The 26,425-nt window shown below is 64.7% G+C and carries 26 protein-coding genes and 2 pseudogenes; 16 read left to right on the top strand and 12 right to left on the bottom strand.

All coding sequences use genetic code 11. The annotated features are described in order from the left end of the window. Positions 1 to 37 precede the first annotated feature (37 nt). The 3 genes and pseudogenes from AWB75_RS19755 to AWB75_RS19745 all read left to right on the top strand — a co-directional run bounded on the left by AWB75_RS19755 (position 38) and on the right by AWB75_RS19745 (position 1,403). Positions 38 to 646 carry a hypothetical protein gene (locus tag AWB75_RS19755; RefSeq protein ID WP_061125779.1) on the top strand — a complete coding sequence of 203 codons (609 nt, stop codon included), beginning with the start codon at positions 38 to 40 and terminating at the stop codon, positions 644 to 646. A gap of 289 nt (positions 647 to 935) precedes the next feature. Further along, positions 936 to 1,115, top strand: a pseudogene (locus tag AWB75_RS19750) (chemotaxis protein); the annotation flags it as partial. Positions 1,116 to 1,169: 54 nt separating this feature from the next. Then, entirely contained in the window at positions 1,170 to 1,403 is a 234-nt protein-coding gene (locus tag AWB75_RS19745; RefSeq protein WP_061125777.1) for a hypothetical protein, read from the top strand. An 18-nt stretch (positions 1,404 to 1,421) separates the two neighbouring features. Here the strand turns inward: AWB75_RS19745 and AWB75_RS19740 are convergent, their stop codons facing one another. Further along, positions 1,422 to 3,419: an AI-2E family transporter gene (locus AWB75_RS19740; protein ID WP_061125776.1), complete on the bottom strand. Its 1,998-nt coding sequence runs from the start codon at positions 3,417 to 3,419 to the stop codon at positions 1,422 to 1,424. Positions 3,420 to 3,704: 285 nt separating this feature from the next. On the opposite strand from AWB75_RS19740, the gene AWB75_RS19735 reads away from it, so the two are divergent. The 6 genes from AWB75_RS19735 (at position 3,705) to zwf (ending at position 9,812) form a co-directional block, all read left to right on the top strand. Then, a complete protein-coding gene (locus tag AWB75_RS19735; protein ID WP_061125775.1) occupies positions 3,705 to 3,887 on the top strand; it encodes a DUF1289 domain-containing protein in 183 nt (60 codons plus the stop codon). A 97-nt stretch (positions 3,888 to 3,984) separates the two neighbouring features. Then, positions 3,985 to 4,287: a hypothetical protein gene (locus tag AWB75_RS19730; RefSeq protein WP_061125774.1), complete on the top strand. Its 303-nt coding sequence runs from the start codon at positions 3,985 to 3,987 to the stop codon at positions 4,285 to 4,287. Positions 4,288 to 4,444: 157 nt separating this feature from the next. After that, the gene (locus tag AWB75_RS19725) at positions 4,445 to 5,065 is read left to right on the top strand and encodes a glutathione S-transferase family protein (RefSeq protein WP_061125773.1); all 621 of its coding nucleotides are present in this window, start codon (positions 4,445 to 4,447) and stop codon (positions 5,063 to 5,065) included. A 63-nt stretch (positions 5,066 to 5,128) separates the two neighbouring features. After that, positions 5,129 to 7,204, top strand: a complete 2,076-nt coding sequence (locus AWB75_RS19720; RefSeq protein WP_061125772.1) for a 2Fe-2S iron-sulfur cluster-binding protein — start codon at positions 5,129 to 5,131, stop codon at positions 7,202 to 7,204. Positions 7,205 to 7,271: 67 nt separating this feature from the next. Then, positions 7,272 to 8,171, top strand: a complete 900-nt coding sequence (locus AWB75_RS19715; RefSeq protein WP_061125771.1) for a LysR family transcriptional regulator — start codon at positions 7,272 to 7,274, stop codon at positions 8,169 to 8,171. A 165-nt stretch (positions 8,172 to 8,336) separates the two neighbouring features. Beyond that, positions 8,337 to 9,812, top strand: a complete 1,476-nt coding sequence (zwf, locus tag AWB75_RS19710) for a glucose-6-phosphate dehydrogenase (RefSeq protein WP_061125770.1) — start codon at positions 8,337 to 8,339, stop codon at positions 9,810 to 9,812. Between the two features lie 12 nt (positions 9,813 to 9,824). Here zwf and AWB75_RS19705 read toward each other — a convergent pair whose 3' ends face one another. The 5 genes from AWB75_RS19705 to AWB75_RS19685 all read right to left on the bottom strand — a co-directional run bounded on the left by AWB75_RS19705 (position 9,825) and on the right by AWB75_RS19685 (position 14,586). Beyond that, positions 9,825 to 11,117, bottom strand: coding sequence for an FUSC family protein (locus AWB75_RS19705; protein ID WP_061125769.1), 1,293 nt, complete (start codon positions 11,115 to 11,117; stop codon positions 9,825 to 9,827). Between the two features lie 89 nt (positions 11,118 to 11,206). After that, the gene (locus AWB75_RS19700) at positions 11,207 to 11,845 is read right to left on the bottom strand and encodes a LysE family translocator (protein WP_061125863.1); all 639 of its coding nucleotides are present in this window, start codon (positions 11,843 to 11,845) and stop codon (positions 11,207 to 11,209) included. Positions 11,846 to 12,002: 157 nt separating this feature from the next. Then, positions 12,003 to 13,619 carry an alkaline phosphatase D family protein gene (locus tag AWB75_RS19695; protein WP_061125768.1) on the bottom strand — a complete coding sequence of 539 codons (1,617 nt, stop codon included), beginning with the start codon at positions 13,617 to 13,619 and terminating at the stop codon, positions 12,003 to 12,005. Further along, on the bottom strand, positions 13,577 to 14,173 hold the full coding sequence (locus tag AWB75_RS19690; protein WP_061125862.1) for a universal stress protein: 597 nt from the start codon (positions 14,171 to 14,173) through the stop codon (positions 13,577 to 13,579). Before AWB75_RS19690 ends, AWB75_RS19695 begins: the two co-directional genes overlap by 43 nt. Before the next feature lie 26 nt (positions 14,174 to 14,199). Then, entirely contained in the window at positions 14,200 to 14,586 is a 387-nt protein-coding gene (locus AWB75_RS19685; RefSeq protein ID WP_061125767.1) for a hypothetical protein, read from the bottom strand. Between the two features lie 392 nt (positions 14,587 to 14,978). Between AWB75_RS19685 and AWB75_RS19680 the strand changes: the two genes are divergently transcribed. Then, positions 14,979 to 15,461 (top strand): glycoside hydrolase family 108 protein, encoded by a 483-nt coding sequence (locus AWB75_RS19680; RefSeq protein WP_061125766.1) that lies wholly within the window; start codon positions 14,979 to 14,981, stop codon positions 15,459 to 15,461. Then, positions 15,461 to 16,150 (top strand): hypothetical protein, encoded by a 690-nt coding sequence (locus AWB75_RS19675; protein WP_061125765.1) that lies wholly within the window; start codon positions 15,461 to 15,463, stop codon positions 16,148 to 16,150. Before AWB75_RS19680 ends, AWB75_RS19675 begins: the two co-directional genes overlap by 1 nt. Before the next feature lie 189 nt (positions 16,151 to 16,339). On the opposite strand, the gene AWB75_RS19670 is transcribed toward AWB75_RS19675, so the two are convergent. After that, the gene (locus AWB75_RS19670; protein ID WP_061125764.1) at positions 16,340 to 17,107 is read right to left on the bottom strand and encodes an IclR family transcriptional regulator domain-containing protein; all 768 of its coding nucleotides are present in this window, start codon (positions 17,105 to 17,107) and stop codon (positions 16,340 to 16,342) included. Positions 17,108 to 17,375: 268 nt separating this feature from the next. Here AWB75_RS19670 and AWB75_RS19665 point away from each other — a divergent pair, with 268 nt between their 5' ends. Next, complete coding sequence (locus tag AWB75_RS19665; RefSeq protein ID WP_061125763.1) at positions 17,376 to 18,785, top strand: MFS transporter; 1,410 nt, start codon at positions 17,376 to 17,378, stop codon at positions 18,783 to 18,785. Positions 18,786 to 18,905: 120 nt separating this feature from the next. Beyond that, positions 18,906 to 19,820 carry a LysR family transcriptional regulator gene (locus AWB75_RS19660; protein ID WP_061125762.1) on the top strand — a complete coding sequence of 305 codons (915 nt, stop codon included), beginning with the start codon at positions 18,906 to 18,908 and terminating at the stop codon, positions 19,818 to 19,820. 9 nt (positions 19,821 to 19,829) lie between these two features. On the opposite strand, the gene AWB75_RS19655 is transcribed toward AWB75_RS19660, so the two are convergent. From AWB75_RS19655 to AWB75_RS19635, 5 genes are all read right to left on the bottom strand, one after another. Next, positions 19,830 to 20,714 (bottom strand): bifunctional helix-turn-helix transcriptional regulator/GNAT family N-acetyltransferase, encoded by an 885-nt coding sequence (locus tag AWB75_RS19655; RefSeq protein ID WP_061125761.1) that lies wholly within the window; start codon positions 20,712 to 20,714, stop codon positions 19,830 to 19,832. Positions 20,715 to 20,784: 70 nt separating this feature from the next. After that, positions 20,785 to 21,831, bottom strand: coding sequence for a Gfo/Idh/MocA family protein (locus AWB75_RS19650; protein WP_061125760.1), 1,047 nt, complete (start codon positions 21,829 to 21,831; stop codon positions 20,785 to 20,787). A 69-nt stretch (positions 21,832 to 21,900) separates the two neighbouring features. Then, positions 21,901 to 22,122, bottom strand: a complete 222-nt coding sequence (locus tag AWB75_RS19645; RefSeq protein WP_061125759.1) for a hypothetical protein — start codon at positions 22,120 to 22,122, stop codon at positions 21,901 to 21,903. A 92-nt stretch (positions 22,123 to 22,214) separates the two neighbouring features. Beyond that, positions 22,215 to 23,594 (bottom strand): ATP-binding protein, encoded by a 1,380-nt coding sequence (locus AWB75_RS19640; RefSeq protein ID WP_061125758.1) that lies wholly within the window; start codon positions 23,592 to 23,594, stop codon positions 22,215 to 22,217. Then, a complete protein-coding gene (locus AWB75_RS19635; RefSeq protein ID WP_061125757.1) occupies positions 23,591 to 24,253 on the bottom strand; it encodes a response regulator in 663 nt (220 codons plus the stop codon). The genes AWB75_RS19640 and AWB75_RS19635 overlap by 4 nt, the downstream gene beginning before the upstream one ends. A gap of 195 nt (positions 24,254 to 24,448) precedes the next feature. Between AWB75_RS19635 and AWB75_RS19630 the strand changes: the two genes are divergently transcribed. The 3 genes and pseudogenes from AWB75_RS19630 to AWB75_RS19620 all read left to right on the top strand — a co-directional run. After that, complete coding sequence (locus tag AWB75_RS19630) at positions 24,449 to 24,838, top strand: hypothetical protein (protein ID WP_061125756.1); 390 nt, start codon at positions 24,449 to 24,451, stop codon at positions 24,836 to 24,838. Between the two features lie 156 nt (positions 24,839 to 24,994). Beyond that, a complete protein-coding gene (gene hpnI / locus AWB75_RS19625; RefSeq protein ID WP_061125755.1) occupies positions 24,995 to 26,197 on the top strand; it encodes a bacteriohopanetetrol glucosamine biosynthesis glycosyltransferase HpnI in 1,203 nt (400 codons plus the stop codon). Between the two features lie 22 nt (positions 26,198 to 26,219). Next, positions 26,220 to 26,425 (top strand): annotated as a pseudogene (locus AWB75_RS19620) (hopanoid biosynthesis associated radical SAM protein HpnJ); the annotation flags it as partial.

Below are 26,425 nucleotides of genomic sequence, written 5' to 3'. Positions count from 1 at the left end.
TTTTTTACTGTTCGGCTATTCGGAGGGTTGCGACTACGTGATCGTCGTTGCGGGTGATCACACGATCGAATTGCCGCAGCGAAACAATATCCGCTACTTGGTCGTCGAAAATCTCAATCATGATTTCGGCGGGTATTGGGCGGCGATTCAAGCGCTCGGGGAGAGCGTGCTGTCGTATGAAGTGGTCTACTTCATCAATTCGTCCGTGCGCGGTCCTTTCCTGCCGTCCTACGTCGCTCAGGACTGGAAAAGCATCTTTCGCGCAAAACTGACCGGCGACGTCGGACTAGTCGGATCGACCATCAATATTCTTGCCCCGGAATCCCCATTCTCGCCGTTCTACAGGGCGAAATACGGTGGACCAGAGCCTTTCTCGCATGTGCAAACCGTGGCCTATGCCATGCCCGGCCGAACATTGGCGTATTTGCGGGAAGCCGGCTTTTATGCGATCCGTGAGAGGCTCGAGAAGCACGAAGTGACCGTCGAATATGAGTTGCGTCTCTCGCAACTGGTCGTGAAGAAGGGCTGGAATATCGCCGCCCTTTTACCGGAATATAGTGCGATCGATTATCGGCAACCGCATGTCGACATCAATCCGGTCGCCCGCCGCTATTCATCCGGAGATCCGTGCGTCAGCGCGTGCTAAATCGGGATCTCTTTAGCGAAGCGGAACTCGACCGGATCGCCTACAAGCGCTTTGTGCGCGCGCAAGAATCTTCCCGACTGGTCCGACTGCGCAATCGTCACGGCGTATATCGGACGGATCAAGGCAGTTGCCAACTCGCTCGATGCAATCGAGCACAAAGCTCAGGCAATGAGTGCAGACGACATCCTCGCCTGGACCGCGACGTTGCTGCAGCAGCATCCCGCCGCGCACGAGCAGGTCGCCGCACTTCTCGAGCGGCATCGACCGAAATAGACGTGCCCAGAAAAAGGCGAGCGGCGAGCAGACCGAGGGCATCGCGCAGGTGAATCAGGCGGTCGCCCATCTGGACGACTCAATCCAGCAGAACGCCGCGCTCGTCGAGCAGGCGGCGGCCACCGCCAAGGGGCTCGCGGAACGCGCCGAAGTGCTCGACGAAGCCGTGCGGCTCTTTACTGTTGCGCAGGCTTAAGCAAGCGCGCGGCGCTTGGTACTATCGGTGCATTCACAACGAGGAGTGTCTCCGATGACCGCTGAGAACAATCGCACGGAAGAAGCGCGAGCGATGGAACGTATCGTCAACGCGACGCGCCAGGTTCAGTCCGCGTTTCTCGCGCTGCAAAAGCACTTTCCGCCCGAAGGCGACGCCCGGCCATCGCAAATGGCGCTGCAAACCTTCGACGCCGCGCTTCAGGAACTCGAAGATGCGCAAGCCGCCTTCGACACCATGCTCAACGATCTGTTCGACGGCAACCGCTGAGCGTCAGTCAAGTCCGCGTCACTCGTTCCGCAGCTCGGCGACATTCTCGCTCGGGCCGCTCAGCGCAGCCTCACCGTCCGTGTCGTCGAGGCCCGCCCACGGCACGCCGTCGGTGGACTGACGGCGCGCGGCGGCCACGCACGCGGCCACCAGTTCCCGGAACGACACCGCCGCCGAGCTGGTGCGCACAAGCACTTCGCCTTGCAACGGGCTTTCTGGAAACACCAGTCCGACGATCAGTTCCGCCAGCGGCGCGCGCTGATGCAGCCGCCGCAGCAGATTGCGCAGATACGGCGGCGACTCGGCCGCATCGAACGACACGACGCAGATGATCGACACGCCCGCGAGGTCCACTTCGCCGAAGCGTCCGCGCGAGAAGCGCTCGTAGCCCGCGAGATCCGCATGCAGGCCGTGTTTGCGGAACAACTGCACGGCGATGGACGCGGCGAGATCGTCGAGTTCGCTGCGCCCCGCGATGCACAGCACCGACGCCGTGTGCCCTTCCTTTTCGGCGTCGAAGCGCGCGGGTGGTAGCTCGTGCGGCAGTTGCCCATCGTCCGGCAAGTCGAAGCTCGCGGGCAGTTCTTCCTTCGGCACGGCGGTGACCGCCGTGTCTTCCGCGTCCTCGAGTCCTTCGATGATGTCCAGCGCCGACTCCTTGATGCGCCGCAGCTGATCCGCCGTCACGACGCCGCGCAGCACGTCGTTATGGGCATAGCGCAGGCCTTCGAGCGCGACTTCGTCGTAATAGGCGATGAGCGAGCGCTCCTTCAGCAGCGACTCCGCCTGCACGAGCGCTTCGTCGGGATCGTTCGCGAGCAGGCGCTGATAGAAGTTTTCGGCGGGCGTGAGCGCGGGCCGGTCGCCGAACAGCACATCGAGAAATTCGAGGCGATCGACGTGACGGCCGAGAATCACGAGACACAGCGTGAGCGGCGTCGAGAGCACGAGGCCGATCGGCCCCCAGATCCAGCTCCAGAAGATCGCCGCGACGATCACCGCGAACGGCGACAGCCCCGTGCTGTGCCCGTACAGGAGCGGCTCGACGACCTGCCCCGCGATGATGTCCGTGGCGGCGAAGATCACGATGGTCCACACGAGCATCGCCCAGCCGGGACCGACCGCCGCCGCGAACACGACCGCGACGATCGCCGCGATCCACGTCCCGACATACGGCACGAAGCGCAGCAGCGCGGTCATCACGCCGAACAGCAGCGCGCCCGGCACGCCGATGATCGCAAGCCCGATCGCGATGACAATGCCCGCGCCCACGTTGATGCCGAGCTGCGCGAGGAAGTAGCGCGACAGGCGCCGCGCGGCCTCGTCCATCGCGGTCGTCGCGCGATGCAGGTCGCGCGAGCCGAAGAGGCGTATCAGGCGGTCGCGCAAATCCTCGCGCTGAAGCAGGATGAACACCGCGACGACCAGCACGATGCCGGTGGTTTCCAGCGGACTGATGACGGGCGACAGGAAGCGTTGCGCGAGTTCCAGCGGCGTCGGCGTCGGTTCGTGGACTTCGACGGGCATCGGCTGATCGATCGGCGACGCGGCCGGGTTGTCCTCGTTCTTCGGCTCCTGCTCGCGCGCCGGCGACAGGCGCTTGAGCGCGCGCGACGCGCGGCCGAGAAACTCGTCGGCGCGGCCGACTGTCATCTTCTGCACGGCGTCGACCTTGCGCTCGACCGCGACCTGATATTTCGGCAGATCGCCGGCGAGTTGCGCGACCTGTGCGCCGATCAGCGCGCCGACCGCGGTCAGCACGGACAGCGCAATCACCACCGCGACGATCACCGATGGCACCTGGCCGAAGCGCAGCCGCCGCAAAAAGTCGACGAACGGCGCGAGCAGGAAGCTCAGCAGAATCGCGAGGATGATCGGAATCATCACCGCGCGCCCAAAATACAGCGCGCAAATAACGACGACGCCCGTCACCAGCGACGCCAGCGCACGCACGCCGGACGCATCGGGCGGCAGGATTTTCGCGGGTGGCCGGCGCGGACCGGGTGCTTGCGGCATGGGTAACGGCTCGCTGTTGGAGTGATGGCAGGCGGCGCCCGGCGGGTACGGGAAGCAACTTCGATAAAGCAAGGCACGTGCCGTCGGGCGCGTGCCCGCCCCGCAAAGGTGAGCCGGTCCGGGAGCCGAATTCTACTGCAAGCGGTGCAACGGTGAGGAAATACGGGAGCGGCGCGGGTGGCGCGGCAGTTGCGGCGTGCTCTATCGAAATGATCGAAACAATCATTTGGATGCGCGCACGGAGCGCGTGCGACATTCACGCAACTGGAACGTACAGGACCCGTCATGGCAGTCGATTCACCGTGCATCAGCATCTGCAAGTTCGACGATAAAACCGGCTTCTGCATCGGCTGCATGCGCACGAAAGACGAATGCAAACAGTGGAAGAAGATGAAGGACAAGCATCGCGTGCGGATCATCAATGACGGGGCGGCGCGCAAGGCGAAGCTCAAGAAGCACAAGAAGTGAGGACAAACGCTGGACTGGTCGGGCGTAGGGTGATCGCGATTTGCTCGCGGCTTGCGGACTACACTGGAAACGCCTTCGGCTCTCCGTGGAGTTCGCCATGAAACTGACGACAGCCGCATTCGTCCTCGCCTCTTCCTTCGCTGCATCAACCGCTTTCGCGCAACTGCATCCCAGCGCCGAAACCGACATGTATGCGCCGCAGAACAGTACGAAGCTCATGCCGAATGCACCGCTCGGCAGCCAATATCCGACGCACGGCAACGCGCAGGCCGGCGAGCTCAATCTCAATCCGAGCGATCCGCGCGCTCAACTGGTCAACGGTCTGCCGAATAACGCGAACAGCGGCGGCTACGGCTCGCCGCTCGCGGGCAATAAAGCGAACGTGCCGCGCGGCGAATAAAGCGGTTCGTAAGCCAAGCCGCAAAGCACCCTCACCGTTCTCGTTTCGAGAATAGTGATTTGAATTCCACTGGTATTCAGCTTCATCGAGCAAGAACGCATACTTGGTTTCACGGCGGACCTTCCCCGCCCGAGACGATCAACCAAGGAAACTTGCCATGAAGCTTTACTGCCATCCGCTGTCCGGGCATGCGCACCGCGCGCGGCTTTTCCTGAGTCTGCTTTCGATCGAGCACGAAGAAGCCTTCGTCGATCTCGCCGCCGCCGCGCACAAGACGCCTGAATACCTGAAGCTGAACAGCTTCGGCCAGATTCCGGTTCTCGTCGATGGCGACATCGTGATCGCCGATTCGAACGCGATCCTCGTCTATCTCGCGAAAAAAGCGGGCGCCGCGCAATGGCTTCCCGAAGCGCCCGCGCAAGCCGCCGCCGTGCAGCGCTGGCTCTCCGTCGCGGCGGGGCAGATCGCATTCGGCCCGGGCGCCGCGCGGCTCATCACCGTGTTCGGCGCGAAATTCAACGCGGATGAAGTCATCGCCCGCGCGCATGCCGTGCTCAAGGTGATCGACGCGGAACTGGCGAATCGCGAATGGATCGCCGATACCGGCAGCGCGCATCCGACCATCGCCGACATCGCGCTCTACAGCTATATCTCGAGCGCGCCCGAAGGCAACGTCGATCTCACCGCTTACGCGAACGTGAACGCCTGGCTCGCGCGTGTCGAAGCGCTGTCCGGCTTCGTTCCGTTTCAAAAGACGGCCGCGGGTCTCGCGGCGTAAAGTGAGCGCGGCGGCAAGGCGATTCCCACCCCCGCCGCGCACGAATCGAAGAGGCATACCATCATGTCCGCTTCTGTCCCCGCTCTTGTGACACCGTCGCCGTGGCATCGCGGTGAAATCGCCATTCAGAAGGCTTTCGGCGCGTTCGAGCGCATGGACGGCGTCGGACGGCGCGTCGTGCGCGATCACATGCCGGATCAGCATCGCCAGTTCTTCGCGCAGTTGCCGTTCATCGTGGCCGGTTCGGTCGATGAGCACGGCGATCCGTGGGCGACGCTCTTCGCCGGACACCCCGGCTTCATGCGCACGCCCGATGCCAAAACACTGTCGGTGACCCGCGCGCGCGATCCGCTCGATCCCGCCGACGCCGGCATGGACGACGGCGCGTCGGTCGGCCTGCTCGGCATCGAATTGCACACGCGCCGCCGTAACCGCATGAACGGCGTGATCCGTCGCGATGGCGCGAACGCCGCGTTCGATGTGGCCGTCGAGCAGAGTTACGGCAATTGCCCGCAGTACATCCAGTTGCGCGATTTCGAATTCGTGCGCGATGCCGCCGCGCCCTCGCCCGTGCAGCCGCTCTCACTCGATGCGTTGTCGCCGCGCGCGAAATCGATGATCGAAAGCGCGGATACGTTCTTCGTCGCGTCGTATTTCGATCGCGAGGACGGGCATCGGCAAGTGGATGTGTCGCATCGCGGCGGCAAGCCAGGATTCGTGCGCCTTGCCGGCGACGGCTCTCTCACCATTCCCGATTTCGCGGGCAATCTCTTCTTCAACACGCTCGGCAACATTCTCGTGAACGGCCGCGCGGGACTCGTGTTCGCGGACTTCGAAACGGGCGATCTGCTGCAACTCGCGGGCGACGCCGAAGTGCTGCTCGATTCGCCCGAAATCGCCGCGTTCCAGGGCGCGGAGCGGCTGTGGCGTTTCACGCCGCGGCGCATCGTGTATCGCGCTCAGGCGTTGCCGCTGCGCTGGAAGGCGCGTGCGGAAGGCGCGTCGCCGAATTCGCTGATGACCGGCGACTGGCGGCAGGTCGACGAGCGCATGAAGGCCGCCGCGCTGGCGAACGCGTGGCGCACGTTCCGCGTGAGCAAGATCGTCGACGAAAGCGCTGCGATCCGCTCGTTCCATCTCGAACCGGCGGACGGCGCGGGCATCGTGCCGCACAAGGCCGGCCAGCATTTGCCCATCCGCGTCACGCTGCCGGGCGAGACCAGGCCGATGATCCGCACGTACACGCTGTCGGTGGCGCCGTCGGACGGCGTGTACCGGATCAGCGTGAAGCGCGATGGACGCGTTTCCGCGCATCTGCACGACACGCTGAAAGCCGGCGACGTCATCGAAGCGCGCGCACCGGCGGGCGACTTCACGATCGATCCGTTCGAGCGGCGTCCGGCCGTGCTGATGGCGGCGGGCGTCGGCATCACGCCGATGCTCGCGATGCTGCGGCATGTCGTCTACGAAGGCCTGAGAAAGCGGCGCGTGCGGCCGGTGTGGATGATCGTGTCGGCGCATTCGCTCGCGAGCCGCGCGTTCGCACGGGAAATCGACGCGCTCGCGCAAAGCGCGGGCGGCGCCGTGAACGTGATCCGCGTGCTGAGCGACACGAACGGCGCGCAGATCGAACGCGATTACGACGTGTCGGGGCGCATCGATATTGATCTGCTGACGAGCCGCCTGCCGTTCAACGACTACGACTTCTATCTGTGCGGGCCGGGCGCGTTCATGCAGACGATCTACGACGGCCTGCGCGCGCTCAACGTCTCCGACACGCGCATTCATGCGGAGGCGTTCGGTCCCTCGGCGCTGAAGCGCGCGGCGGATCGCGGCGCGGACGTGAAGCCGATGCGTCCTGCCGCCGCCGAACCCGTGAAGATCGAATTTCTGAAGTCGGCCACGAGCGCGCAGTGGAAGCCGGGCGGCGGCACGCTGCTCGAACTGGCCGAGGCAAGCGGCCTGTCGCCGGAGTTCAACTGCCGCGGCGGGACGTGCGGAACGTGCAGGACGCGCATCGTGAAGGGCGCGGTGTCGTATGAAAGCGAGCCGGCGTTCCATGTCGACGAAAACGAAGCGCTGATCTGCTGCGCGCTGCCCGCAGCCGACTCGGACGGGGCACTGCAACTGGATCTCTAGATTGTGTCGGGCGCGCCGATCCTCGACAATGCACGGCATCTTTTCAGCGGATGCCCGGCGCGCTCACATGGACCGATTACAGGCAATGACGACATTCGTCACGGTGGTCGAGACGGGCGGCTTCGCATCGGCGGCGCGCAAGCTGGATGTGTCGCCGTCGGTCGTGAGCCGTGTCGTGACGGAGCTGGAAGAGCATCTCGGCGTGCGGCTGCTCACGCGCACGACGCGCGTCGTGCGCCTCACCGACGCCGGCAGCGGCTATTTCGAGGACTGCCGCCGCATTCTCGGTGAAATCGACATCGCCGAGCTTTCCGCGACGGGCACGCATTCGTCGCCGCGCGGCCTGCTCTCGATCACCGCACCGGTCATGTTCGGCCGGCTGCACGTCACGCCGGTCGTGCTCGACTATCTCCGGCGGTATCCCGAAACCGATGCGAACTGCTGGTTCGTCGACCGTGTGGTGAATCTCGTCGATGAAGGCATCGATGTCGCGGTGCGCATCGCGCAATTGCCGGACTCATCGTTGCAGGCGATCAATGTCGGACGCGTCCGGCGCGTGCTGTGCGCATCGCCCGCGTATCTGGATCAGCACGGCACGCCGCGTCATCCGGATGAACTCGCGGAGCATGTCGTGATCGCGTCGACGGGTTCGTCGACGCCGCCGGAATGGCGTCTTCACGACGGCGAGCGGCAGATCGCCGTGCGCACGCATGCGCGCTTCACGACGACGACCAACGATTCGGCCATTGCCGCCGCGCTCGCCGATTTCGGCATCGCGCGGCTGATGTCGTATCAGGTCGCGCAGCATGTGAGCGAAGGGCGGCTCGTCATCGTGCTGCCCGAATTCGGGCCGCCGCCCTTGCCGATTCATCTCGTGCATCGCGAGGGACGCCATGTCGCGCAGAAGGTGCGCGCGTTCCTCGATCTCGCTGTGGCCGCGCTGCGCGCCGATGTAACGCTGCGTTGATTCCTGCGCACCGCGCGTGACAATTCGTCCATCGCCGGTAAATCGAACGCCCGTTAGCACGCCCGCCGTGCAAAATGCCGGCAAAACATGCAACATAGCTGTCTCGAACGATTGCACCGATCGGCGCGCTTTCGCCTTATCTGAACCCTTACCGGCTCACGCACCATGACGAAACCAACCCCTCCCTCGAACGAACGCCCGCTCGACATGATCATCTTCGGCGGCGGCGGAGACCTGGCCGCGCGCAAGCTGCTGCCGGCGCTCTACATGGCGCACACGCACTGCAACCTGCCCGCCGACACGCGCATTCTCGCAATCGGCCGCAAGGACTGGTCGCGCGAGGATTACCTGAAGAACTTCATGGAAGAACAGGCTCGCCCGTTCATCGAAGAGAAAGTCTTCGATGCGCAGTCGTGGGACAAATTCCTCGCGCTGTTCGACTACGTGCGCATCGATGTCGAGAACCCGTCGGACTTCCGGCGGCTCGGCGAGGCCGTGCGTCCGGGCTCGCAGCGCGTGCTCTATCTGTCGACGTCGCCGGAACTGTTCGTGACCATCTGCGAGAACCTCGACAGTGCCGGTATCCTCGACGAGAACGCGCGCGTCGTGCTGGAGAAGCCGCTCGGTCACGATCTCGCCTCCGCGGTCGCGATCAACGATGCGGTCGGCAAGCACTTCAAGGAAGAGCAGATTTATCGCATCGACCATTATCTCGGCAAGGAAACCGTGCAGAACCTGATGGTCCTGCGCTTCGGCAACGCGATCTTCGGGCCGCTGTGGCAGTCGCCGTATATCAAGAGCGTGCAGATCACGGTGTCGGAGACGGTCGGCGTGGGCAGCCGCGCGGGGTTCTACGATCACACCGGCGCATTGCGCGACATGGTGCAGAACCACTTGCTGCAACTGCTGTGCATCGTCGCGATGGAGCCGCCCGTATCGCTCGATCCGGACGCCGTGCGCGACGAAAAGCTCAAGGTGCTGAAGTCGCTGCGTCCGATGACCGTCGCCGATATCGCGCGCGACACGGTGCGCGGCCAGTACACGGCGGGCGCGGTGGGCGGCGAGGCGGTGAAGGGTTATCTCGAGGAACAGAACGTCCCGGCCGACAGCCGCGCGGAAACCTTTGTCGCGGTGCGCGCGCATATCAACAACTGGCGCTGGGCCAACGTGCCGTTCTTCCTGCGCACCGGCAAGCGCATGCAGAATCGCCGCTCGGAGATCGTCATCGACTTCGCGGATCTGCCGTTTTCGATCATTCCGGAAGGTCCGCGTCACTACGGCAACCGGCTCACCATCACGTTGCAGCCGGAAGAGTCCATTCAGTTGCAGATGATGGCGAAGGAACCGGGGAGCGGCATGCACATGCAGCCCGTGACGCTCAATCTCGACCTCCAGCAAGCGATGACCCAGCGCCGCGCCGAGGCGTACGAGCGTTTGCTGATCGACGTGATTCGCGGCCGCCTCACGCACTTCATGCGACGCGACGAACTGGAAGCGGCGTGGACGTGGGTCGAGCCGATTCTCGACGGCTGGAAGGAACTGGGCGATCGGCCGCGCGGTTATACGGCGGGAACGTTCGGGCCGGCGGCATCGAGTGCGTTGATGGCGCGGGAGAATCTGGCCTGGGCGGAAGAGGCGTGATGCGGGCCTGACTTACCTCATCGCGGCGTGTGGCGCTTTTTTCGCTGCCCACGCCGCGCCCGCCGCCATCACCGCCGACAGCACCACGATCCCGCCGAGAATCCCGCCGAGCCTCATCAACGCCGGCATCGGATCAGACGACCAGTGATGGTCCTGCACGAACACCATGATGAACGCGATGCTGAACTGCCGCCCGACATAGCTCGCGCCTTGCGTGCCTGTCTGCACGTGGCAGCCGATCCATACGCCGGCGCACAGCGCGATCATGCAGGCGAACGCGCTGTCGCCGAGCACGGGCAGCAGCGCGAGACTCACCGCCCCCGCGAGCAGGCAGCCGACGAAGCGCTGAATCATGCGCTCCGCGATCGGCTTGTGCGTCGGCTTGCCGAGCGCCGACGCGGGCAGGATCAGCACGGCGATCGCCGTCACCATCGCCTGCGCGAAGCCGGGCAGATCCCACACGTAGGCGAGCGATGCCAGAATCATCACCGACCAGGCGCTTTGCCAGCCTAGCCGCTTGCGCATCGCGAGCGCGCTTTGCTCGGCGCGCGCCGCGTGGGTCGCGTCGAGCGCCTGCACGGCCAGGGCCGCATCGGACGGCATGACGGTGACGAACTGCGCATTGGCGCCGTCGACGCGATCGATCGTCGATGCAGCCTGCGCGCGCGGCACCGGCGCCGCGCCGCGCGACTTGCGATAGTGCTGCACGCCCGCATGAAATACCGCCGACACCGCCACGCACGCCACCGTCCCGACGACCACTTCCGCGACGCGTAATAGCGCGAAGGACGCCGTCGCCGCCGCGGACGCGAGCCGATGCGCCTCGAAGATCACCATCAGCGACGTCACCGCGCCGAGCACCCACGCGTAGCCCGCATCGGAGACGAGCGCGCGGTACACCGCTACGCCCGTGATCACGCCGAGCAGCGGCACGAAGATCCACGGCACATCGCCGATGACGGGTCCGGCCGCCGCGCCGATCAGCGCGCCCGCGACCGTGCCGACCACGCGCTGCACGCCGCGCTGCGCGCATGCGGAGAATTTCGACTGCATCACCGCGAAGCCGCTGATCGCCGCCCACCAGATGTTGCTCAGGTGAAACGCATAGGCGAGCGCCACGGCGAGCCCGACGGAGAGCATCGCCTGCGTGGCGAAGAGCGCGCGCGCGGGCGTCGGTCTGATCGCGATCAGTTCGCGCCCGAGCGACGCGAACGCATCGCCGACGATGCGGACGAGCGCGCCCAGTACCGCGGCGCTTTCATGGAGGATCGGCTGGGCGCTTCGGGGAGAATCGTCGGTTGGCATCGTTCTGGCGATTGATCGGGCGTTTGACTTGAGCGTAGCCGCCCGTCGCCCGGATGCAAAGCCGAACTGCGCGAGGTGCGGCAAATCCGCTACACGCGCGAGGTCAAAAGCCGGATGCCCGCCGCGCCGAACACGAGCGCGAGACATGCATCGAGGCCCCGCTGGATGCGCTTGTAAATGCGCCTGGCGGATGCCATCGAAAAGAGCGCGGCGTAGCCGCCGAACACGCATGCGCCGATGCACAGACATCCCGCGACGACGACGAGCATATGCCCCGGCCCCTCGCCCGACGACGATCCGAGCGCCGCCACCGACATCCACACGAGAATCGCCTTCGGGTTGGTGAGATGCAGGAGCGCGCCGCGCGCGTAGAGCTTGCGGCCGCTTTGCTCGTGTGCATCCGCCGGCGCTGAACGCACCGGCGGCTTCAACGCCACGCGCCCGGATTTGAACGCGAGCCACAGCAGATACAGCCCGCCGCAGATCTTCACGCCGATTAGAAAGCCCGAATAAGCCGTCAACGCCGCTGAAAGGCCGAGCGCTGCGAGCATCGCCCAGAAGAACGAGCCGGACATCACGCCCGCCGCGAACGCGAACGCCGCACGCCGGCCCGACGTGCTCGCGATCGACATGATCGCGAGATTGCTCGGTCCGGGGCTCGCGGTGCCGACGAAGTAGGCCGAATAAGCGATGAGCAGATTCGCGCTGAGCAAGGCGTGGCCGTTCATGGCGGTGGCGTCCATTCGGATTGGAATGTCCGGCATTGTCGGCGAGGCACGCTGTGCGCGTCCATGAACGCTTTGCGTTTGCGCGGGCGGGCCAGTTCCATGTGCGTGGCTGCGTTGAACCCGCGCAAGGCGACGGGCCATTTTTCATCCCGAACGCTTAGGCCTCCACATCGAGCTTCACTTCATAAAGCGACTTGCCGTTCAGATCATGCAATGAAACGGTCATCGCGCGGCTCACCGGATCGATCTTCGCGCGACCATAGAACTGTTGCAGCGCCGCGGGCGAGCGGTTCTGCGGATTGTCCTTCGGCACGCTCACATAGCGCAGTTCCGGACCGAAGGTCATGTCGAGATCGTTCGGGCCGAACGTGCCCGCGTTGATCGGCCCGCCGACGAACTCCCAGAACGGCTTGAACTCCGTGAACTGCGCGCGCGACGGATCGTAGTGCGTCGCCTGCGCGTAGTGAACGTCCGCCGTGATCCACACGACGTTCCTGATATCTTCCTGCTTGATGAAGCGGAGAATCTCCCTCAACTCCAGCTCGCGTCCGAGCGGCGCACCGTTGTCCGCGTTGGCCCAGGCTTCGAATGTGCCCTTCGGCACGTCGGGATTGGCATCGGGCACGACGAGCGAGATCGGCATGTCGCTCGCGATCACCTTCCACGTCGCGCGCGAAGCCTTCAGCGACGCCTTCAGCCATGCGGTCTGCTGCGAGCCGAGAAAGGCCGAATCCGCATCGAGGCGCGTCTGCCTGTTCGGCGAATTCGCGCCGCGATACGAACGCTCGTCGAGCATGAACACATCGAGCAGCGGGCCGAACTGAAAGCCGCGATAGACCTGCTCCGGATCGAGCTGATTGATGCGATACGGGTTGTATTCGAACATCGCCTGCTTCGCACGCGCTGCGAGCAGGTTGATCGAGCGCGTCTGATAGCGCTTCTCCGCCTCGCCGATTTGCTGACCCGGATACCAGTTGTTGCGCACTTCATGATCGTCCCATTGCACGAGGAACGGCACTTCGGCGGCGAAGCGGCGCTTGTTCTTGTCGAGCTGGTTATAGGCGAAAGCCGCGCGGTAATCGTCGAGCGTCTGCGCGACATGCGACTTGCCTTCGGTGACGATGTTGGTCCACATCGTGCCGTCGGGCAGCTTCACTTCCGCTTCGATCACGCTGTCCGCATAGATCTGGTCGCCCTGATGGATGAAGAAGTCCGGCGACTCGCGGCGCATCGCCTCATAGATGCGATAACCGCCGAAGCGCTCGTTGATGCCCCAGCCCTGCCCCGCTTCATCGCCGGAGAAGACGAACGTGATCGGCTTGTTCGCATCGAGCGACGCGGTGCGCAGGTGTCCCGTCACGGGTTCGCTGTACGCCTTGCCATCTACGAGATCGGCGAAACGCACGCGATAGAACATGTCGGCGCCGGGCGGCAGATCGGTGAGATCGACGCGCGCCGTGAAGCCGCTGCTTTCGAGCGCCGCCGGCCCGATGCGCCGCTGAAACTTCTCGAAGCGCTCGCTCGTCGAGTATTCGACGATCATGCGCGCGGGCCGGTCCGTGCGGCTCCAGACGATGCCGCTCGTCGCGGTGACATCGCCGCTCATCACGCCGCCGGGCAGTTGCGGGCGCAGCCTGTCCGACGTGACGACGGCGGGCGCGACACCTTGCGCGAGCGCATCGGCGAGACCCGCGCCCGTGAGCGCGAGTCCCGTGCCGGAAACGAGACCCTTCAGCAAGGTGCGTCGGGACGGTTTGACGATGCGATCCGGCATGGCAGGCTTCCTCTGGAACTGTACGCTGGGGCAGCGGTGCGCTGCGTCGAGTCGACGATGATAAGACGTAACGGTGTCGCTTTTGTTGCAGCGGGCGCTTCAACAACATCGCCCGCGGGGTCCGAAGCAATCAGCACGCGGCGGTTGCTATGACGGCTCACCGCGTCGGACACGCGCTCCTGCCAGAAGCGCCAGTGCGTGCCCTGCGCGCGGCCGATCACGATGAGGTCCGCATCGAACTCGCGCGCCGCCTGAGCGATCATGCGCGCGAGCGTTACGCCCATCGGCAGATCCATCGTGACGCAAATGCCGTCCACGTCCGATGCGCGCATGGTCTGCAAGGTGCGCCGCTCGACTTCGCGCGCCAGCTCGTCGACATGCGCGAGCGCCGCGCCGAAGTCGTGCTGCGCCGACGATACCGCCCAGAACGGCATGCGGTCCACGATATGCAGCGCGGTGAGACGTGCGTTGAATTCGCGGGCCCGCGCGATGCCGAGCGTGAGCGCGGCATGGCTGAGGCCCGGTCCCACCGCGACGAGAATGTGTTTTTGCATGATGTCGTCTCCAGTCGATCGCGCGTTCACTGCATGCGCCACGTGCGCTTCACGGCATCGATCACGTCGGCTTCGGAGGACGTCATGAAGCCGTCCGCGACGACCGCCGATTCGCATAGCGTCAGCACCTCGCGTCTCATGCGCTCGTCGCGCACTTCTTCCGCAAGCTGCTGCACGATGTGCGTGTCGACGCGGCACACCTCGTCCCACGTGAGATGCGAATGACGCATGAGGTCCTCACACACCTCGCGCACGATGTCGTGCAGGTCGCCGGGCGCGAGTCCGAGCCGCGCATAGTATCCGCGCCGCTCCAGCTCCTCGATTTCCGCACAACCGATATGCCCGTCCGCGATCAGCGACATCACGACGATGCGCGCCGCCGCGCGGGGACTGTCCGATGGATAGTGACGCATGGCTTCTCTCCTCGATGAAACGTCGTCAACGAAAGGCAGTGCGTCCTGCTTCATCCATATCGCGCCGCCTGATGCCTTGCATCGTAGGGACGGAGAATGAGCCTCGAATGAGCATCGATTTTGTTCGTACCGCGCGAACAGGCGCGTTGAAAATAGTTGGCTAAAGCACGACAGTTCGCTTTCGCTGCCACCGTCTTCAATGCCGGCGAGCCTTGCAATACAAGGCTTCCGCACAACTGGCACAGGCGATGCATAGGGCATAGCCGTCGCGTCATGACTGCCTGCCACTGTTTGACGCGACCGGGCCGGCCGCCTCGTGCGCCGGCCCGTTTCATCCGGCGCCGCGCTCGTTCAGGTTCCGGCGGCACGCGCAGGCGCCAGGGAGAATCACCATGAACAACTTCGACGACGCCTTCGAAGCGCTCATCGGCAGCGAAGGCGGTTACTCGTTCCATCCGGCGGACCCGGGCGGCGAAACGATGTGGGGCGTGACGGCGCGTGTCGCGCGCGGCTACGGCTATGCGGGCGCGATGAAGGACTTGCCGCTCGAGCTTGCGAAGCGCATCGCCAAGCAGAAGTATTGGGACCCGCTGCATCTCGATGAATTCGATCCGCGCGTCGCGTTCCAGATTTTCGATGCGAACTACAACGGCGGCCTCGTCGTGCTGTGGATGCAGAAGGCAGCGGGCGCGAAGGAAGACGGCAAGTTCGGTCCCGATACGGTCGATGCCGTGAAGGCCGCCGATCCAATGCGCTTCGTACTCCGATTCATCGCGTATCGATTGCGTTATCTGAAGGGCCTGCACGCATGGCCGACGTTCAGCCGCGGCTGGACCGAGCGCATGGCGGTGAATCTTCTTTTGGGAGCAGCATGATGGACTGGTCGAAAGTGGCGGCAACGATCGGCGCGAAGGCGCCTCTTCTGGCGGGTCTCATCGGCGGGCCGGTGGGCCTCGGCGTGACGACCGCGGCCGCGATCATCTCGCATGCGCTCGGCACGCCGAGCGATCCGGATGTCGTCGAGACCGCGCTCAACGATCCCGACGCGCTCGACAAGATCGGCAAGGCGGAAAGCGCGAACTCGCTTCAGTTGCAGCAGCTCGTGGTGGCGGCGGCGCAGGCGCGCCTGACGTTCGAAGCGGACATGGCGCGCATCGCGGCGGGCGACCGTGCCGATGCGCGCGCAATGGGCATCGCCAACAAAGACTGGGTGCCGAAGGTGCTCGCGATGTGCGTGACCCTCGGCTTCTTCGGCATTCTGTTGCTGATGGCGTTGCGCGCGTTGCCCGAGCCGAATCGCGATCTCGTGAACGTCGTGGTCGGCGCGCTCGGGACAGCGTGGATCAGCATCATCGGCTATTACTTCGGGACGTCCGCGGGCTCGATGCGCAAGACCGAGCTGCTCGCGCAACCCAGCGTGCCGATCACGTCGGAGACCGCGGTGACCTTGCGCGATCCGGCGCCGGCGTCCACGGCTCGCGACGCGTCCGGCGCTCACGCCGATCATGCGCCGCGCGCGTTCGTGCCAGGTGGACAGGGTCCGATCTTTACGGGCGGGTCGTGAGTTGCAGCGTTGTTGTCATCGCATCACAGCCCCGTTCCATGATCACCTCGCTGTATTGCAATTGCGATACATGGTAGCAACGATCGGCGTCCCGAAAACCCTCACCGTTACCGCCTCCGGGTTCGCGCGAGGCCCTTGCTACAAGGGCCTCGAACGCTCTCAGCAATCCCGCTCCCGAAAACCCTCACCTCAGATCACGTTCAACATCGACAACGCCGTTTCCTGCAATGGCTGCAGCACCCGGAGAAGCGCGGCCTCACCCGTCTCCTTCCCGATCGGCATGTTCGCCGACAAAGCCGCCACCACTTCGCCATGCCGGTTCTTCATCGGCACCGCGACGCCGCGCACGCCCATCTGCAATTGCTGCTCGATCGCGACATAACCATCCACGCGCGCCTGCCGAATCTTCTCGTAGAGCTTTTCCTTGTTGGTGATCGTGAGCGGCGTGAAAGGCTTGAACTCGGTCGCGTCGAGCCACTGCCGCACGGAGGCTTCGTCCTTGTACGCGAGCATCGCGATGCCGCCCGACATCAGCGCCGCCGGCACGCGCGCGCCGAGCACGAAGCCCGTCGTCATCACGCGCGTGGAACCGTTGCGCGCGATGATCACGAGATCCCAGTCGTCCAGCACGCTCACATACACGGACTCGTGTATCGACGCGCTCAATTGCTGCAGATAAGGCTGCACGATGCGCGGCAGCCGCGCCGACTCGAAATACGACCAGCCCATGCGCAACACGCGCGGCGTCAGATTGAAGAGCTTGCCGTCGGTCTGCACATAGCCGAGATGCGCGAGCGTCAGCAGATAGCGGCGCGCGGCCGTGCGCGTGAGGCCCGTGCGCATCGCGGCCTGGGTCGGCGTCATGCGCGCGTGCTGATCGTCGAAGGCTTCGAGAATAGCCAGACCCTTTTCCAGACCCGCGATCCAGTCGCGTTTGTCGAGTGCCGGTTTAGTCATGCTGACATGCTTGTTTAGTTATGGATCCCCGGATGTTTCGGTGCCCCACGAAAGCCAATTGCTAGTGCTAACCCCCAAAGTGAACGATTATCGGACACTCGCGTGCGATAATCGCGCAAAATTTATCATAAAACGTTGATCCAAAGGGGTTGCGCTCTTATTCTCCAATCACTTTCAGAGCGACGCGATTCCCGGCGAACAAAATGCCCCGCCGCTCGACCAGGTTCCCAGGCTCAACTCCATAAACCCATTGTTCGGAGACATCTCTATGGCTAGCCCTAAGGAAGACGCGCACGGCGGCCGCCAGGCGAAAAAAGCGACGGCGAGCGGCTGGATCGGCTCGGCGCTCGAGTATTACGACTTCTTCATTTACGCCCAGGCAGCAGCGCTCATTTTCCCGCAGTTGTTCTTCCCCTCGGGCAATCCGAAGGTGGCGATCATCGCGTCGCTCGCGACCTACGGCGTGGGTTACGTGGCCCGTCCGATCGGCGCATTCGTGCTCGGCCATCTGGGCGATACGCACGGCCGCAAGAACGTGCTGCTCATCTGCATGTTCCTGATGGGTTTCTCGACGATGGCAGTCGGTCTCCTGCCGACGTATCACAGCGTCGGCATGCTGGCTCCGGCGTTGCTCGTCGTGTTGCGACTGGTGCAGGGCTTCGCGGTGGCAGGTGAAATCTCCGGCGCGAGCTCGATGATTCTGGAACATGCGCCGTTCGGACGCCGCGGTTACTACGCGAGCTTCACGCTGCAGGGCGTGCAGGCCGGCCAGATTCTCGCCGCCGCCGTGTTCCTGCCGCTCGCCACGTTCATGCCGGAAGACATGTTCAACTCCTGGGGCTGGCGCGTGCCGTTCCTGCTGTCGGCCTTCGTGCTGGTCGCGGGCTACATCATCCGGAAGGAAGTGCATGAAACGCCGGCGTTCACGTCCGAAGAATCGCACGGCGATCTGCCGAAGTCGCCGATCAAGGAAGCGTTCGCCAACAGCACGCCCGACATGATCCGCGTCGTCTGCATGGCGCTGATGAACGTGATTCCCGTCGTCGCGACGATCTTCGGTGCGGCGTATGCGGTGCAGTCTTCGTATGGCATCGGCTTCCACAAGAGCGTGTATCTGTGGATTCCGGTGGTCGGCAATATCGTTGCGGTGCTGGTGATTCCGTTCGTCGGCAACCTGTCGGACAAGATCGGCCGTCGACCGATGATGATCGGCGGCTCGCTGATTTCCGGCATGCTGGCGTTCGCCTATCTCTATGCGATCAGCATCCACAGCGTGCCGCTCGCATTCCTGATGTCGCTGTTGATGTGGGGCGTCGTGTATCAGGGCTATAACGCGATTTTCCCGAGCTTCTATCCGGAACTCTTCCCGACCCGCTCGCGTGTTTCGGCGATGGCGATTGCGCAGAACATCGGCACGACCATCACCGCGCTCTTGCCCGCGCTGTTCGCAGCGGTTGCGCCTCCGGGATCGAACAACATCCCGCTGACGGTCGGCGCCATCGCGTTCGGCGTGACGATCATCGCGGCGATCGCGGCTTACTCGGCGCGCGAGACGTATCGCATCCGCCTGAGCGATCTGGGCAAGAAGGACGCCGTGCCGATGAGCGAGCAGGAATACGAGCGCCTGCGCGCCGACTCGATGAACGTGGACAAGGTCGCTAAGGCGCACCACGCGTAAGCAGACCGTGTTGGAGTGATTTTCGGGCCCTTCGGGGCCCGTTTTTTTTGTGCGCGGCGTCCGATCTCGCGTTAGCCGATAACATGGATGCCATTTCATCGCGATGACACGGAGTCGTGAATGGCGGGCTTCAACGAACGCATCCTCAACGGCATCAGCGTGTTCGCGGCGATCGTCGATGCGGGCACGTTCGCGGCCGCGGGCGATCGTCTCGGCATGTCGCAGCCCGGCGTGAGCCGCGCGATCGCACGTCTCGAAGCGCGCCTGAAGATTCGTCTTTTCGATCGCACGACACGCAGCGTCGCGCTCACCGACGACGGCCGGCGTTTCTTCGCGCAAGTCATGCCGCATCTCGCGGGCCTCGAAGAAGCGGCGGCCACCGCATCGGGCAGTTCCACGGCCGTGCGCGGGCGCTTGCGCGTGAATGTCGATCCGATTTTTTCGCGTCTCTTGCTCGGCCCGAAGCTCGATGCGTTTCTGAAGGCGCACGCCGATCTGCAACTGGAGCTCATTACGAGCGACCGCCTGGGCGACATGATCGCCGACGGCTTCGATCTCGCCGTGCGCTTCGGCGAGCCGCGCGAATCGAGTCTCGTCGCGCGCAAGCTGCTCGACACGCCGGTGCGCACCGTCGCGGCGCCGTCCTATATCAAGCGATGCGGCAAGCCCGCGACGCCACAAGCGCTCGCCGATGACGCGCATACCTGCATCGAGTTTCGCGATCCCGAAACGGGGCGGCCGTTCGTCTGGGAGTTCCATCGGAAGAAGAAGCGCATGACGGTTCAGACGCGCGGCCGTCTGACGCTGAACGATCCGGGCACGATGTTGAGCACGCTGCTTTCGGGCTATGGCATCGCACAGATTCTCGCGCTCGGTCACGAGCATCTGCTCGCGGATGGCAAGCTGATCGATCTCTTTCCGGACTGGCCCGACGAGCGTTTTCCGCTGTATGCGTTTTATCCGTCGCGGCACCATCCGCCGGCGAAGACGCGTGCGTTTCTCGATCTCGTCATCGCATTGACGGGCAAGGGCTGACGACGCGCATCAACGCAAGATTTTTTCGAACCAGTGATCCGCGTAAGGTTCGTCGCTGAATGGAGCGACTTCGACATAGCCCGCCTGCCGATACAGCTTGACCGCCTCTGGCAGCGCCTTGTTCGTCTCCAGACGCACGGCTTTCGCGCCGCTTTGCCGTGCGTGCTGCTCGGCCTCCGCCAGCAAGCGCCGCCCGACGCCCAGGCCGCGCGCGGACGCGCTCACCCACATGCGTTTCAACTCCGCCGCGGACCTGCCATGAAACTTGAGCGCCACGCAGCCCAGCGCCGCGCCACGCAACCTCGCCACGATCAGCGCGCCTTGCGGGGCGACGAGCTCGCGCGCATCGGCGGAGAGGCTGAGCGAAGGATCGAAACCCGCATCGAAGCGCGCGTTCAACTCGGCGAAATATTGATCGATGCACCATCGCGCGTCGTCGCTCGTTGGATCTTCGAGCGCGAAGCGCATCAGCGAGGGCTGCAGCAAGCGTTCGACTTCCGCCATCGCCGCGACGAGCCGCTCGCGCTGAGACTCGCTCAATGGCTCCAGCATGCTGCCCGCGACCGCGTCCGATAGCCGTTCGAGTTCGTCGCGTTCGCCGCGGCCCGCTTCGGTCAGCACGGCGCGACGCGCCCGGCGATCGTCGGGACGGGATTCGATCGTGACGAGCCCTTGCCGTTCCAGCGATGCCAGCGTGCGGCTCAGATAGCCCGAATCGAGACCGAGGCGCTCCCGCAACACGCGAAGATCGACACCTTGCGCACCGATCTCCCAGAGCAGCCGCGACTCGCCCATCGGCCGGCCGCGCCCGAGAAAGTGATCATTGAGCGCGCCGATGCCTTCTGCAACGGTGCGATTGAAACTGCGAATCTGGCTGATGACGGTCGGATTCATGGCGATGACTCGGGCGATTCGATATCTCTGACCTTAGTCAGAGAATCAGCGGGCGTCAAGCCCGTGAAAATCAGAGCGTCACGGGCTTTTCGCTGCGCGCGCTCTTGATGATCGCGGCGAGCGTCGCGGCGTTGTCGAGGCTCACTTGCGCGTAGTACTCGATCGCGGCGGCATCGTTTGCCCTGATCATGCGCGCGAAGCTTTCCGCCGCAAAAAAGAAGCCGCTGCCCGCGTCCGATGCGACCGGCTCGAACGGCACCGAATTCGGAATGCCGCGCCGCACGCGCAACTGGCTCGGCAAATAGCCGTACTGGTCGCCGGCAGTCTGCGCGCTCGTGTGATTCAGGTACTCGGTGTCGATCGTGCCCTGCGTGCCGATGATCGTCGCATGACGATGATTCGCCGCGTCCATCGAGCACGAGACTTGCGCGCGGCGGCCATCGGCGTAGATGAGCGTCGCCATGAGGCTGATGTCGACGTTGCTATCGGCCCAGGTCGCGACCGCATCGACGCGTTGCGGCGCGCGTCCCATCACGAGGCGGATGAGGCTCAGCGGATAGCTGCCCGCATCGAGCAGCGCGCCGCCGCCGAGCTCCGGCTTCATGCGGATATTCGCGCCGGGATTGCCCACCGTGAAACCGAAGTTGGCCTGTATCGCACGCACATCGCCAATCGCGCCTTCGCCGATCAGCGACATCATCGCGGCCGTCTGTGGCTGGAAGTAATACGGGAACGCTTCGAGCAGCATCACGTCGTTGCGGTCGGCGGCTTCGAACATGCGCACGGCTTCGTCGAGATCGAGCGCAAGCGGCTTCTCGCACAGGATGTGCTTGCCGTGATTCGCGGCCTTGATCGCCCATTCCGCATGCAGGCTGTTCGGCAGCGGAATGTACACGGCATCGATATCGGGAGAAGCGAGCAGCGCGTCATAGCTGCCGAACCAGGTTTCGATGCCGTTCGCTTCGGCGAATGCTTTCGCGCTTTCGTCGCTGCGGCTCGCGACCGCGACGACGCGCACGGTTTCGCTCGGCCTGACGTCGCGCGTGAATTGTCTTGCGATGTTCGCGCCGCCGAGAATGCCGAGGCGCAGAACGGAAGAGGCTTGAGTGGAAGACAAGGCGGCTCCTTGAATTTGTACCAAACGGTTCACTCACGAAAGGTACCACAGTCGCGCGCCTTCCGGCTTTCAATGCGCACACGAATTGGGACGAACCTTCGTGCCGCGCCGGTCGACGGGCACGTTGCAATTGTCCACCCGTTGTTCGTCGCTGGCCTTGTCGCCGAGGCGCTCTTTCAACGTCTTCGGCTCCGATGCGGCAGGTGAAGCCGCATCAGGCGCGGCTGCATCCACGGCATGCGCGGCGCCGGTCCACGCGATGCAAGCACAGATCAGAACGAGCTTCTTCATGAAAGGCCCGGCAGCAAGGATCGAAACAGCAAGCATCGCCGCGCGCGAACGGCGCGACGCCCCGCTTCTTGCGCTTTCATTTGCGCTTTCATTCACGCATGCATTCCGCTGACAATATCGCTCGCGCGCGCCGATGACGTCACCGCGCGCAGGCCGCGCACCGATACGCTGAGCCCGCTCGCGCCTTCGCGGTTCTTCACGGCGAGCGTCGCATGATGCCGTTGCGCGACGCGATGCGCGATGGCGAGTCCGAGCCCGCTTCCGTGCCCCGACGTGCCGCTGCAACGATAAAACCGGTCGCACACGCGGTCGATCTCGCTTTCCGGAATGCCTGCTCCGGAATCGAGCACCGTCAGCGCGATGCCCTGCGCTTCGCGCCGCAAGGTCACGTCGACGCGGCCGCCGACCGGCGTATGGCGAACCGCGTTGTCGAGCAGATTGTTCACGAGCGCGGTGAGCGCGTGCGTGTCGCCCATGATGACGAACGCGTCGTCGTCGCTCAGTGCGTTCTCGAGTTCGAGACCGAGATCGATCGTTCTGGCCTCCGCCAGCAGTGAGAAATCGCCGACGCGCATTTCGCAGAGCGCGCGCAGGCTCATCGGCGCGATGGCCGCCTCGGGCGCGGCGTCTTCGCGCGCCATGCTGAGCAGTTGTTGCGCGAGATGGATGAGCCGGTTCAGGCGGCCATCGATCTTCGCGATCGTCGCATGCTCGACCTGCAGCGAACCGTCGCTGATCGCGCTCTGGATCTGCAGCTTCAGCGCGGTGAGCGGCGTGCGCAGTTCATGCGCCGCATCCGCGACGAAGGTTCGTTGCGCCTGCGAGGCCTCGTTCAGGCGCGCGAGCAGGCCGTTCAGCGCGTCGACGAGCGGGCGCAGCTCGTCCGGCATCGGCTTCGCCAGTGCAATGGGTTCGAGCGATTCCGGCGAGCGCGTGGCGAGCGATTGCGACAGCCCGCGCACCGGCGACAGCCCGCGCGCGACGACGACGAGCACGATCACGACGATCACCGGAATGAGCAGCGCGAACGGCCAGATCGTGCGCAGCGCGAGCGTGACGACGAGCTCGTCGCGAATGAAATACGGTTGCGACACCTGCACGAAGCGGTCCGGCTGCTGCACGCCGAACGCGCGCCAGCGATAGCCTTCGCGGTCGGCCGATTGAAAACCTTCGCCGAAGCGCGGCAACGCCGGTTCGTGCGGCGAGTGATAGATGAGGCGGCCCGAGCGGTCCCATATGTCGATGACGAGCCGGTCGTCCGCGATGCCGTGCAGCTCGGGACTGCGTCCCTGGGCGACGTCGTCGGCGCCGATGTTGTGCGGCAGCGAGAGCGCGACGGTGCGCAGTTCGTAGTCGAAGAGCTCGCCCGCCTCGACCCGCACGGTGTTGAAAATGCCGATGCCCGCGATCAGACATGCGATGCCAAGCCCGCAGATGAGCCAGCCGAGCAGCCATCGGCGGATCGATGTCATCCGATCCTCTTCAGGCGATAGCCGACGCCGCGCACCGTCACGATCTCCTCCGCGCCGATCTTGCGCCGCAGGCTGTGCACGTGGACTTCGATCGCGTTACTGCCCACTTCCTCACCCCAGCCGTACAGCTTTTCCTCGAGCTCGTTGCGGCGAAACACGCGCGACGGCTCTTCGATCAGCGCCTGCAACAGCGAGAATTCGCGCGGCACGAGATTGAGCGCCACACCGCCCTTGCTGGCTTCGTGCGCGGCGGGATCGAGCGACAATTCGCCATGCGTGTACACCGGATGCTTGTGCCCCGTGCGCCGTCGCAGGAGCGCGCGCACTCGGGCGGCGAGCTCGTCGAGATCGAAGGGCTTCATCAGATAGTCGTCCGCGCCGGTATCGAGGCCGCGAATGCGGTCGTCGATGCCATCGCGCGCGGTCAGGATCATCACGGGCGCGTCGCCGCCCTGCTTGCGGTAGCTCGCGAGCACGTCGATGCCGTCGCGTTTCGGCAGCGTCAGGTCCAGCAGCACGAGGTCGTACACGTCGTTGCCGAGCGAAAGCTCCGCGGCCCGGCCGTCCTGCGCCCAGTCCACGGTGTAACCGGCGCGGCGCAGCGCGGCCAGCACGCTCTCCGCGATCATCTCGTCGTCCTCCACCAGTAACAGGCGCATGCACTTTCTCCGCTCGAAAACCTCGCCGCCGATTCTCCGTCTCGCATGCTTAAGCGCCACTTAAGCAATGCGTGCGGCCGCACACTGTGTCCCCGTAATCAGGGCGCGCGCTCGTGGCTTAAGGATCGCATAAGGTGGGCCCACGCACTATACGACGACGCGCCCGTTCGTGGCGGTGCAGTAACGGAGATGCCAATGCGACCCTCGACGCTCGTTTGCCTGCGCGCGAATGCAGTGCTGATTGCATTGTGCGTCGCCGCGTCGGATGCGGCATGGCTCACCGTCTGCGGCTGCGCGGGCCACGTGCAGGCGCTCCAAAGCACCGCGATACGGCTCGCGACGCTGACGAGCGCGGCGGGGATCGTGCTCGTCGTACGTCATTTCGCGAAGCTCGCATTCGACGCGGCCCACACGGCGCGACGCATCGCCTGGGCATCGGACAGGCTGGTAATCGACGGAACAGGTCCGGGCGACTGGCTCGTGCAGCTCCATGCGGAGCTGCATCCCGCCGGCTCCCGGCAAAGCGCCGCGCATGCGTGTTCCCGCAGCGCGGCGTGCAGCAGAGTGCCACGCGATCGGGCCTGACTCGGAACTCGCCCGATCTCTTTTAGCCCGGCATCGAGCCGGGCTTCTTTTTTGTGCACCGCCTTACATTTCGCTGTGCCGACTCCTCCGGCGATAAGCATTTCTTAAGCGTCACGGCCTCAGGCTGCGGGTTCACCCTGCCTACGCGACTTGCACATGACCGCACAATCGCTTCCGCTCGTACTGTGGCTGCTGATCGCGCTGTGCTGCGCGGCGACGTGTCACGCGGCGCTTGCCGCGCTCGTGTATCCGGGCCCGCGCGCCGCATCGGGCGCGCGGCGTCACGTCGACGTGTGCGGCTCTGTCAGCGTCCTCAAACCGCTGTGCGGCGACGAGCCGCGCCTTTACTCGAATCTCGAGACGTTCTGCACGCAGACGCATCCGTCGTATCAACTGCTGTTCGGCGTGGCGAGCCCATCCGATCCCGCCGTCAACGTCGTGCGGCGTCTCGCGCGCGCGTGGCCTCAGCGCGATATCGAACTCGTGGTCGATGGCAGCGTGCATGGCAGCAACCGGAAGGTATGCAATCTGATCAGTCTCGCCGCGCGCGCGAAGCACGACCTCATCGTGATTGCGGACAGCGATATCGCCGTCGAGCCGGACTATCTGGTGCGCGTGACGGCCCCGCTCGCCGATGCCGACGTCGGCATCGTCACGTGCCCGTATCGCGCGCGGCGCGTGGGCGGCTTCTGGTCGCGCATCGGCGCGCTGTTCATCGACGAATGGTTCGCGCCTTGCGTGCATGTGGCGCATGCGCTCGGTCGCGCGCGCTTTGGCTTCGGCGCAACGCTCGCGCTCAGGCGCGGCACGCTCGCGAAAAGCGGCGGCTTCGAGGCGCTGCGCGATTGCCTCGCCGACGACTACTGGCTCGCCGAACGCGTGCACGCGCTCGGCTTGCGCACGGTGCTGTCCGATGTCGTCGTCGCAACCGATGTGACCGAAAGCGATCTCGCGTCGCTCTGGCATCGCGAGACACGCTGGCTGCGCACGATCCGCTCGATCGAGCCGATCGGATTCGCGTTCCTCTGCCTCGGCTTCACCACGCCGTGGCTGCTGACGAGCGCATTGCTCGGACTCGGCTTCGAGCACGTCATGGACCCGTCGCAATCCATCGCCGATACCATCGTCGATCTGAGCACGTCGCTCGGCCTTTCCGCGCGGCTCGTGCTGCACTGGCGCAGCGCGCGCTCGTGGCGCGCTTTCTGGCGCGACCTGCCGCTCATTCCATTGCGCGACATGCTGATGTGGCTGCAATGGCTCGCCGCTTCGTTCGGTTCGAGCGTCGTGTGGCGCGGCGAGCGCATCCCGCTCGACGATGCCCGCGACCGCTACGACGCCAACGCCTCCGACAGTCAATAACGCACTCACCGGACTACGCATCATGAAGCACACGCTTTTGCTGCAGGCACCGTCCTTCGACGGCTTCGACGGCGGCGCCGGTTCACGTTATCAGGCGAAGCGGGAGATCCGCTCGTTCTGGTATCCGACGTGGCTCGCGCAACCCGCCGCATTGATTCCCGATAGCCGCGTGCTCGACGCCCCCGCCGATGGCCTGTCCGTCGAAGCGACGCTCGATATCGCCGCGCA

This window comes from Caballeronia catudaia (genome assembly GCF_001544755.2).
GTDB classification, from domain to species: Bacteria; Pseudomonadota; Gammaproteobacteria; order Burkholderiales; family Burkholderiaceae; genus Caballeronia; species Caballeronia catudaia.
Note: the sequence above shows the minus strand (reverse complement) of the source record. Positions and strands in the feature narration are given on the sequence as shown.